Raw genomic sequence first — 6,348 nt, 5'->3', positions numbered from 1 at the left:
CTTCTACACACTTCAATACCAAAACAAGAAGAAACTAGAAAGCAGATATAATTCCATAGATTGCCCCCCCCCCCCTAAATATTTAAAGAACTTAAAACCAGTTAAAATAAATTTAAGCAAGAAAAATTATCCCTATCATAAAAATAAGCTATTTAACCCATCACCTAATTTTCAACACATTTTTTCATTTAAGCAAATATCACGAAAAATTTAAAAAAAATTATAATAAAATATCATAATCTTTAATGAAATGATCAAAAAGCACTAAAATGATATAATAAAACAATGCCAGAATAAAAATAAAAAGAATATGATGTTTTTTACCAAAAATTTATAATATATAGTATATTACTCAAAAATTGTAATATATACTCATTTTTAAACTTCTATAAAAAACTCTTTAAAAATGCATTGAATAAAATTTAAAGAATATATGGAGAATATTGGGAGATATTCAAATTACATTATCTGTTGCAAAACTTTGGTAATATCCTATATATTAAAAATTAGAATTTATTCATATTTTTGTAACAAATTTTTAAAAGATTTTATAAAAATCATAAAATTTGAAGTTATGACAATTTTTAAGTAAAACACTACAATGAAATGATTATTATAATCACCAGCAAGACTATGAAAAGTGATTTAATTAAAAATAAAATGTCCTGGATAATATAAGAGTTAAAAATGTGGCAAAAATATTTATCATACTAATAAAAATATTAAAAAAATAATTTATGAACAGCCTAATAAAAATAAAAAAATAAATATTATGAAAAAATATAAAAAATAAAAAAAGCATCTTAGAATAAATCTAAGATTTTCTTATTTTAATGATCAAGAAAATCAACTTTAAAATCTTGATCCATACTATAGTTATTCTAAAACTTTGCTTTTTATAATTTCTACCCGTTTAAGAGGGTAAATCTTTTTAGCTCGGTGGTATATATCAGATGCCATTCTTCCATTAACAGAAGTTTCAATTACATCTTCATAGCTCCGTTCGCTAGCTAATTTTTCAACCAACGCAGTTATGGTTTCTCTCATGAATTTCTGTTGAGAAGATTTAGATCTCCTTGTTGTAATAGCTAAAACATGCAACTTCATTTTATAGTCGTCTTTAGTTTTAATATAAACATGAGTATCGATTCTACTGGTTCCTCTTCGAATCATGCTTCTAACATAGTCAGTAGTCACCTTATGACCAGTAAATTTAGTATTAGCTATGTTTCCTGCAACATTATCAACTTCAAACTTTAACTTGATATATTGTTTAGAAAAATCACCAGTAAGTTCCCTCATAGTGACTTCAACTCCCCTACCAATTAAGAAATCTGGTTCTCTTGATGGAGTATCTCCAATTTCTTTATCTCCAAAAGCTATTGGAGTTTTAATAGTATACCAAGATTTTTCTTTCCATGTATCACGTGCTCTTCGCCTTTTTGCCTTTGCCATAAATATTACATCCTTGAATTTTATTAATTATTAAATTTGATTATTATTAAATTAATTATCATTAAACAATGAATTAAATATTAAACTAAATATTAACTAATAAATTAAATATTAAACTAAATATTAAGTAATAAATTAAATATTAAACTAAATATTAAGTAATAAATTAAATATTAAACTAAATATTAAGTAATAAATTAAATATTAAACTAAATATTAAGTAATAAATTAAATATTAAATTGAATTTCAATATTTATCAGTTAAAATTTTTAAGAAATAATAGAATTAGATTTTTTATTTAAAAAACCAATAGAAATGAATCTTTTAAAAATAATTAACCACTAAAATTAGATAGAACTAACTATAAACAGTTATTCTACAAATTAGATACTGGACTCAATCCATATATTAAGTAAAAATTGTTCAAATAAAGTTTTAAAATTCTTTAAAACCCGCCCATAAAGGATAGTATAATTCTTTAATTTCTTATATTTAAATGTTTTTACAAATGAAAAAATCAAAGATTTTTAAAATTTAGAATTCCGAAGATTTTCTAAGATTACAAAAATCTTCCACTTTTACAAATCTTTACAAAATCTCCCATTTTAGAAATCTTATAAAAAACAAGATTTTTATAAATAAAAAAAATTGGAGAAGTACAGTATTCCCTAGAAATTTTTGATTATTGTTCAGAATCAGATGATTCTTCATCAACAGGGATTTCTGGTGGCTCAGGTTCTTGATTAGGTTCTTCCTCAGGAACAAGTGCGGAAGAATTATCGTTATTATTAGAATCTGAATTTAAGGTCTCTCCACTAGTTCCAAGGTCTACAGGACTAGGTTCAGAAGTATTATTTAATAGATCAGAAGTTAAAGAAATTACTTCATGATTTTGCACAGATACTGCTTCAATTATCCCTATTCCAAAAATAATTATAACTGTAGCTAGAATAATTATCATGTTTCTAGTTAATTTCATTTTATCTCCCCAAATGTACTGACTATGTCTTTTACTAAAGAATCATTTTCTTCCATCATTATAATTTGATATCTGACTCCATTATAATCAAATGCATAAATCATTTCATTATTAAATATCTTATATATTCTTACATCATTTACAGTGATAAAATCATTGCTCTGATTTTCAAAAGATGAATCCAGTTGCTCAATAGCTATTATTTTATCATTTTGTCTTATTTTAAGTGAAGATATTGTTTGGTTAGAAGTTTCATTTTGTGTGATGTTAAAAGAATTATTAACATATTCAAATCCAACCGGAGCTTTAAAGCTCAAACCTTCAAGTTCAATAACTTGACGACTATTCTCCGCCCTTACGCTATCAAATAGAATAGCTGAAGCGAAAATAGCTAAAATACAACAACTAACAATTATTACTGTTTTTATATTTTCATTCATTATATAACCCTTAAATTTTACTATTCATAAATTTATAGTGATTTATGTATCTATTTAATACTTCATCAAGATGTCCTTCATCTTCTACTAATTTTAAACCTGCTTCTTGAATTCCAAATTTTGATTTAAATCCTGCTTGAACGCATATTACTACATCACAATCTGCAATAGCTTCTAAAACAGACCTCCATTGATGTTTTTCATTTGAAGAAATATCAACAGTCCTTATCTCATCAAATGTTATTTTTTCCCCATCAAAGTTATATAGATATAGTGAACTAGCTTTTCCAAAATGTAAATCAACATTTTTTCCATCAGATGAAGCAACAGCTATTTTCATAATTTAACTTCCAAATACAATATATAATAAAAATATTATATAAATCCATCTAAAGATCAAACTATTAATAAATATATAAACCCATCTAAAGATAAACATATTAATAAATTATATTAATAAATATGCTTTGGAGCATATATGGAATTTAGATAAAAAATTGTTCCATTAATTAAAAATCAATTTTTTATCTTTTTAATTAACTTAGCTACATTCTCTCCAAATAGCTTAATTGTTCCAATTCCTTCTTCATCTTTATGAGAATCTCTTTCATGACCTGCAAAAACCATGTTCCAATAGTTAGATCCTACAGTGATCATATTATTTATTGGAAAAAACATGCTCATCTCTTGTAAAGTTAAGGTTTGACCTCCTCTTCTGGCTACAGCTATTGGTCCACCAACCATCCAAGATAAAAAATCATCTGTCCCTCTTGATACTTTTCCAATTCTTTGAAGTGCAGCCATTATATCTCCACGGGCTGTTCCAAAATAAACTGGGGCTGCAGGAATAAAACCATCAGCCACTCTTATTTTTTCAATGATTTCATCAAGTCCATCATTTAAAACACAGTTTCCTTTCTCAACACACTTATTACAAGCTATACATGATTTAATATCCATTCCTCTAAGACTTAATATTTCTGCATCTAATCCATTTTTTTCTATTTCTTTTGCACAAACATCTAAAACATCCATTGTATTGCTTTCTTTTCTTGGACTTCCACTTAATAAAATAACTTTTGCCATATAAATCACTTTATGATACTTTATAATAATATTATAATAATTTGACACTAATTGAATAAATTTATTCAGAAAAATATTCTTTTAAATAATATTTTTAAGTAATATCATGCTGTCAACTATCTATCTTAAAAATATTCTTTTAAATACTAAATAATATTATCTATTGAATATTCATTGTAATTATATTTTTCTTATTTTTAAGGGTAAATATGAAAAATAATACAATAAAGTTACAAGATAAAAATTTTAGTAAAGTTTATATAACATAATGTAAAATATACTTAACATGAAATAATTTAGAATATTTAAATGAAAATCCCATGATTTTTAAAAACAAATATTCAATTAGATTCTAATTAAACTTAATTTAAATATTAATAGACATATGAAGTTGATACTATGAATACAAAAATAAAAGTAATAATAGCAGTGATACTATCTAGTATTATAAGTTTATTATGGATTATAGGATTAATAATAGCTGATATAAATCTATTCATAATAGCTATAATCTTGTTGTTAATAACAATTCCTTTTGCATATAAAAATTTTGATGAACTTAAAGAATTCTTTAGGACTCGAAAAGGAGAAGTTGTAGAAGATGAAAGAGAAGAATATATACAGGAACAAGCTGGATACATGGCATTTGGATTATCAATAGCATTAAACATATATATTGCAGTAGCTATAATTACACTTAGAAATTTATATCCCCAATATTCCCCAATAGCTTATGTTTTAATTATTATAACACTTATTTCATTCATAATATTCACAATCGGAAAATATTATTATAAAAATAAATATTAGATAGGAAGATCAATAATAAAATTAGGATAGAACCTAAATAAAATAACTATCAAACATTGATATAAAATTAGGATAGAACCTACTAAACCAAGCTTAAAAAAATTATCAAATAATAGGAAACACTATGAAAAATAAATTAAAGGTATTTCGAGCTATTAAAGAAATTACACAAGAGGATTTAGCTAGAGAGCTTGAAGTAACCAGACAAACAATAATTTCTATTGAAAAAAACAAATATGATCCTTCTCTTAAATTAGCTTTCAAAATAGCTAAATATTTCGAAGTTAATATCGAAGATATGTTTGATAATGAATCTTAGCTAGGAAAAATTATGATAGAATTCTAAAGAATGAGATGAATGAACATATTTTATAGTAATTCTAGTCTCTTGTTCTATTCTAACAAATATTCCTAGTTTTTTTTGTTTTTAGATGGTTTAAAATATAAAAAACAGTGATATACAATCAAGTTATGCTCCAGCCCCATCTAATGCGTCTAAACAAACACAATCATATTCAACAGGAATATTTTCAATTGTTTTATATATTAAATCAATTATTTCCAGTTTTTTAATATCCATGATTTCAATAACTTCATCCATGGTGAGTTTATTGGGAGATATAGATGCAGCATAGTTAGAAACCAGACATATGCTGCTATAACAGATTTCTTTCTCTTTAGCTAATACTGCTTCAGGAAGACCTGTCATCCCAACAACATCTCCCCCTAATTTTTGAAACATTCTTACTTCAGCAGGACTTTCAAATCTTGGACCCTCAGTTCCAACATAAACACCTTTAGCTATAAAATCAGTTGTGGATATAGTATCACTACTGGCTATTATATGAGATCTAAGGCGATTACAATATGGTTCTGTCACATCGACATGAATCACTTCATTATCATAAAATGTTTTTTCTCTTTTTGAAGTAAAATCCATGAAATCAGATACCAGTACCAATGATCCTGGAGGAATTTCTCTTTTAAGTGAGCCTACTGCATTGGTAGCTATGATTTGCTTAACATTTAATGTAGCAAGTGCCCAAATATTTGCTCGATAATTTATTTTATGAGGAGGAAAACTATGATCTCCAGAGTGTCTTGGCATGAATGCCACTTCCTTATCATAAATTTCAAAAATTGAGATTTCAGAAGAATCTCCATATGGAGTTTCAATTATTCGTTTTTCTACACTTCCTGCATCTTTTACAATATCATAAATGCCACTACCACCAATAATTCCAAACATTTAGTCACCTACACCTAAAAAAATAAAATAAAAAAGTCATTAGAATATAATTCTTATTTATTGATATTCATATTAAATATAAATTAAGTATAATTTAAATTGTTATAATTATTATAATTTACATAACCATATTTAATTATAATATAAATTAATTATATTAATAATATTCAAAAATATTAATAATATTTAGTAGTCATAATTAATTATCAGTAGTTCGTAAAGTATTAATATTATGGTGGTGTGTATTATTATGTATGCAAACAAAAAACAACACACCACATAAGATATTATTGAATGATGATGTATTAAATCTTTCGGTGAATGTGGT

The 6,348-nt window shown here is 25.1% G+C and carries 8 protein-coding genes; 2 read left to right on the top strand and 6 right to left on the bottom strand.

The genetic code is table 11. From position 1 onward, the window contains the following. Positions 1–876: 876 nt before the first annotated feature. The 5 genes from MBCUT_RS09775 to MBCUT_RS09755 all read right to left on the bottom strand — a co-directional run bounded on the left by MBCUT_RS09775 (position 877) and on the right by MBCUT_RS09755 (position 3,961). Complete coding sequence (locus MBCUT_RS09775; RefSeq protein ID WP_067260520.1) at positions 877–1,455, bottom strand: 30S ribosomal protein S3ae; 579 nt, start codon at positions 1,453–1,455, stop codon at positions 877–879. Positions 1,456–2,138: 683 nt separating this feature from the next. Next, entirely contained in the window at positions 2,139–2,435 is a 297-nt protein-coding gene (locus MBCUT_RS09770) for a hypothetical protein (protein WP_067260517.1), read from the bottom strand. After that, complete coding sequence (locus MBCUT_RS09765; protein WP_067260515.1) at positions 2,432–2,875, bottom strand: hypothetical protein; 444 nt, start codon at positions 2,873–2,875, stop codon at positions 2,432–2,434. The genes MBCUT_RS09770 and MBCUT_RS09765 overlap by 4 nt, the downstream gene beginning before the upstream one ends. Positions 2,876–2,885: 10 nt before the next feature. After that, complete coding sequence (locus MBCUT_RS09760; RefSeq protein ID WP_067260513.1) at positions 2,886–3,215, bottom strand: NifB/NifX family molybdenum-iron cluster-binding protein; 330 nt, start codon at positions 3,213–3,215, stop codon at positions 2,886–2,888. Positions 3,216–3,391: 176 nt separating this feature from the next. After that, positions 3,392–3,961, bottom strand: coding sequence for a flavodoxin family protein (locus MBCUT_RS09755; protein ID WP_067260510.1), 570 nt, complete (start codon positions 3,959–3,961; stop codon positions 3,392–3,394). Positions 3,962–4,360: 399 nt separating this feature from the next. Here MBCUT_RS09755 and MBCUT_RS09750 point away from each other — a divergent pair, with 399 nt between their 5' ends. Together MBCUT_RS09750 and MBCUT_RS09745 are read left to right on the top strand one after the other, a co-directional pair. Further along, positions 4,361–4,771, top strand: coding sequence for a DUF2178 domain-containing protein (locus MBCUT_RS09750; RefSeq protein WP_067260507.1), 411 nt, complete (start codon positions 4,361–4,363; stop codon positions 4,769–4,771). 124 nt (positions 4,772–4,895) lie between these two features. Next, positions 4,896–5,090 carry a helix-turn-helix transcriptional regulator gene (locus tag MBCUT_RS09745; protein WP_067260503.1) on the top strand — a complete coding sequence of 65 codons (195 nt, stop codon included), beginning with the start codon at positions 4,896–4,898 and terminating at the stop codon, positions 5,088–5,090. A 150-nt stretch (positions 5,091–5,240) separates the two neighbouring features. Here the strand turns inward: MBCUT_RS09745 and mtnP are convergent, their stop codons facing one another. After that, complete coding sequence (gene mtnP, locus MBCUT_RS09740; protein ID WP_067260500.1) at positions 5,241–6,020, bottom strand: S-methyl-5'-thioadenosine phosphorylase; 780 nt, start codon at positions 6,018–6,020, stop codon at positions 5,241–5,243. Between the last annotated feature and the right edge of the window lie 328 nt (positions 6,021–6,348).

Source organism: Methanobrevibacter cuticularis (genome assembly GCF_001639285.1).
Lineage (GTDB): Archaea > Methanobacteriota > Methanobacteria > Methanobacteriales > Methanobacteriaceae > Methanobaculum > Methanobaculum cuticulare.
Note: the sequence above shows the minus strand (reverse complement) of the source record. Positions and strands in the feature narration are given on the sequence as shown.